The sequence below is a fragment of the Protofrankia sp. CiP1_Cm_nod1 genome, assembly GCF_920888515.1.
Lineage (GTDB): Bacteria > Actinomycetota > Actinomycetes > Frankiales > Frankiaceae > Protofrankia.
Genome location: NZ_CAKKTM010000396.1, coordinates 13,419 through 16,893, shown reverse-complemented (window position 1 = coordinate 16,893; position 3,475 = coordinate 13,419). Strand labels below are relative to the sequence as shown.

2 protein-coding genes are annotated in these 3,475 nt (G+C 73.1%); one reads left to right on the top strand and one right to left on the bottom strand.

What is annotated here, in order from left to right; genetic code table 11:
- Positions 1 to 1,617 (bottom strand): polysaccharide biosynthesis protein (locus NBX02_RS17975; protein WP_250292338.1); only part of this gene is annotated, 1,617 nt, incomplete at its 3' end.
- A 117-nt stretch (positions 1,618 to 1,734) separates the two neighbouring features.
- On the opposite strand from NBX02_RS17975, the gene NBX02_RS17970 reads away from it, so the two are divergent.
- On the top strand, positions 1,735 to 3,475 hold a 1,741-nt coding region (locus NBX02_RS17970), incomplete at its 3' end, for a polysaccharide biosynthesis tyrosine autokinase (RefSeq protein ID WP_250292336.1).

Here is a 3,475-nt window from a genome sequence, read left to right as displayed (position 1 = left end):
GTTGCCGCCCAGGGCGCCGGCCTGGACGACGAGCTCCACCGCCTCCTCGACGGTCATGAAGTAGCGGGTGACGTCCGGGTGCGTGACCGTCAGCGGCCCGCCCGCGGCCAGCTGGCTGGCGAACACCCGCAGCACGGAGCCCTGGCTGCCCAGGACGTTGCCGAACCGCACGCTGACGAAGACCCCGCCGTGGGCGCGCGCGGACATCCCGGCGGTCAGCCGCTCGGTGATCCGCTTGGAGTAGCCCAGGACGCTGGTCGGGTTCGCGGCCTTGTCCGTCGAGATGTTGACGAACCGTTCGACGCCCACCGACACGGCGGCGTCCAGGACGGTCATCGTCCCCCACACGTTGGTCTTCACCGACTCGCCGGGGAAGCGTTCCAGCAGGGGCAGGTGTTTCAGCGCGGCGGCGTGGAAGACCACCTGCGGCCGGTACCGGGCGAACACGGCGTGGACGGCCTCGGCGTCGCGGATGTCGCACAGCACCACCGTCTCGTCGTCGGTGGCCGCCCGGCCGTGGATGGATATCTGGACCGCCCGCAGCGCGGACTCGTCCCGGTCCAGCATGACCAGCTCCTGGGGGCGGTAGGGGTACAGCTGCCGGCACAGCTGCGAGCCGATCGAGCCGCCGGCCCCGGTGACGAGCACCCGCCGGCCGGTGACGTAGCCGGCCACCGAGGCGACGTCGGTCTGGATCCGGTGGCGTCCCAGCAGGTCGGTGATGTCGATGTCGCGGATGTCCTGGACGCCGACCCGCCCGTCGATGAGGTCCGCGACGCGGGGGAGCACCTTGACGGTCAGGCCGGCGTCCTCGGCGAGATCGGTGATCTCCCGTAACAGCGCGGCGTCGGCGCTGGGGATGGCCACCAGCAGGGTGCGGGCGCCGGTCTGGCGGGCGACCGTGGCGATGGCCGCGCGCCCACCGCGCACCCGTACGCCGCCGAGCGCCAGGTTCCAGGTGCCCGGGTCGTCGTCGAGCAGGGCCACCGGGGTGTAGGGGCTGTCCGGGCTGCCCGACATCGACGCCAGCACCCGGTCGGCGCCCTCGCCCGCGCCGAAGACGATGACCGGTTCGCTGCCGGCCCGCTGCCGCCGCCGGCGGCGCTGCCCGGCCAGCCGCCACAGGTACCGGACGCCGAACATCAGGACGAGCCCGACCGCGCCCGCCAGTGGGAGGAGCCCGGCCGGCATCCCCTCGGAACGGCCGAGGGCGACGTCGACGACCACGGCCCCGGCCGTCGTGGTCGCGACCGCGCGGACCAGCGCCAGCACCTCGTCGAAGCCGCCGAAACGGTAGCGGCCCAGATAGAGGTGCCCGGCGGTGCCGGCGAAGTACAGCAGGCAGACCGCGACCGTTGTGATCATCCAGAATTCGCCGTCGGTCAGCGGGGACGAGCTGAAGCGGGCGAGGTAGGCGGCACCGAACCCGGTCACCAGGCAGGCGGCGTCGAGCCCGATCTGCAGCCCGACGTGCCGGCGCAGGCCGCCCCGCAGCAGCCGCTCCCACAGCGGCTGGTTCCACGGCGGCTGGTTCCACGGGGGGCGGCTCCACGGCGGCCGGACGCCCGGCGTCACCGGTGCGGCTCCCGGCTCGCCAACGGCATTCTGTTCGCGCATGACTCCATAGAGTAATAACTACGGATGGTGACTGTACAGATGTACATCGAGTATGTTGGTTGCTCAGAGTGTTGATATGATTACCGGAATACATCTCCGGGGAGGGCTGGTCCGCTGGTGGAACTTCGGGAGTACGTCAGAGCGCTGCGCCGGGGCTGGCCGCTCATCGTGGTCTGCGTCCTGCTCGGTGGCCTGTTCGCGGCGGCCGTCTCGTGGCGCCAGACGCCGGCCTACGCCGCCGTGACGACCATGGTGGTCACGTCGTCGGACACGACCGACAGCGCCGCGGCGGCCTATCAGGGCGGTCTGCTGTCCCAGCAGCGGGTCAAGTCCTACGCCGATCTGGTGGCCAGCGACCGGGTCGCCGCGGCCGTCGTCGACAGGCTGCACCTCGACGAGAGCCCGCAGCGGCTGCGCGGCCGCATCCAGGCGCAGACCGTCCCCGAGACCGTCCTGCTGCGGGCCGTGGTCACCGACACCGACCCCAACCGCGCCCAGCTGATCGCCGACACGGTCGGTGAGGTCTTCTCCCAGGCCATCGCGCAGATCGAGACCCCGTCCCCGGACAAGGCGCCGCTGGTCCGGGTGAGCGTGTGGGAGAAGGCGAAGACGCCGGCCAGGCCGGTATCGCCACGGCCCGTGCGGGCCGTCGCGTTCGGCGTGCTGGCCGGCCTGCTCGCCAGCGTCGCCGCGGCGGTGGTGCGGCAGCGGTTCGACACCAGGGTCGCCACGGCCGCCGACATCACCGCGGCGAGCGGGCTGGCGGTCCTGGGCACGATCGCCTTCGACGCGACCGGCGCCCAGTCTCCCCTGATCGCCGCTCAGGACGGGCACTCGACGAACGCCGAGGCGTTCCGGCAGCTGCGGACCAACCTGCGCTTCGTCGACGTGGACACCCCGCCGCGCACCATCCTGATCTCCAGCTCGATGCCCGACGAGGGCAAGACGACGACGGCCTGTAGCCTGGCGGTCGCCCTCGCGCAGGCCGGCGCCCGGGTGGCGCTGGTCGAGGGCGACCTGCGCAAGCCGTCCTTTGGCGACTGTCTCGGGGTGGAGACGGCGGCCGGCCTGACCTCCGTGCTGATCGGCACCGCCGGCCTCGACGACGTGCTGCTGCCCTGGGGCGACGTCGACGGCCGGCTGTACGTGCTGCCCAGCGGCCCGCTGCCGCCGAACCCCAGCGAACTGCTCGGATCCCGGGGGATGAGCGACCTGCTCGGCGAGCTGTCCGCCCGTTTCGACTTCGTCCTGATCGACACCCCGCCGTTGCTCCCGGTGACCGACGCGGCCGTGCTCGCGGCCCAGGCCGACGGTGCCGTGCTGATCGTGCGGGCCGGCCGGACCCGGCGCGAACAGGCGGTCAGGGCCGTGGACGCGCTGCGGCTGGTCGACGCCCGCATCCTGGGCGCCGTTCTCACCATGGTCCCGGTCAAGGGGCCGGACGCCGTCTACGACGCCTATCACGCCTACGGTGGCTACGCTCCGGCCGACTCGCCCCGGGCCTTCGAGGAGCGTCCGGCGCTCGTCCCGGCCGTGGCCCGTCCCGGTCGCCCGGGTGGCGGCCAGCCGGGAGCCGGCGGTCCGCGGGCCGAACTGAGAATCGCGGCACAGCACCAACCGTACGACGATCTCGCCGGCGGCCGCGACAGCTCCACGGCGAACGCGCGTGGCGACCGTGCCCCGCTGGGTGACCCGTTGCGTGACCCATTGCGAGACCAGCTGCGAGACCCGTATCGGGAGCGGCATCACCGGGCCGGTGGCACGACCGTGGCTCCGGCCGGCATCGGACTGGCCACCGAACGCCCGGCGGGCCTGACCGACGGCGCCCCGGCCGACGGCGCCCCGGCCGACGGCGCCC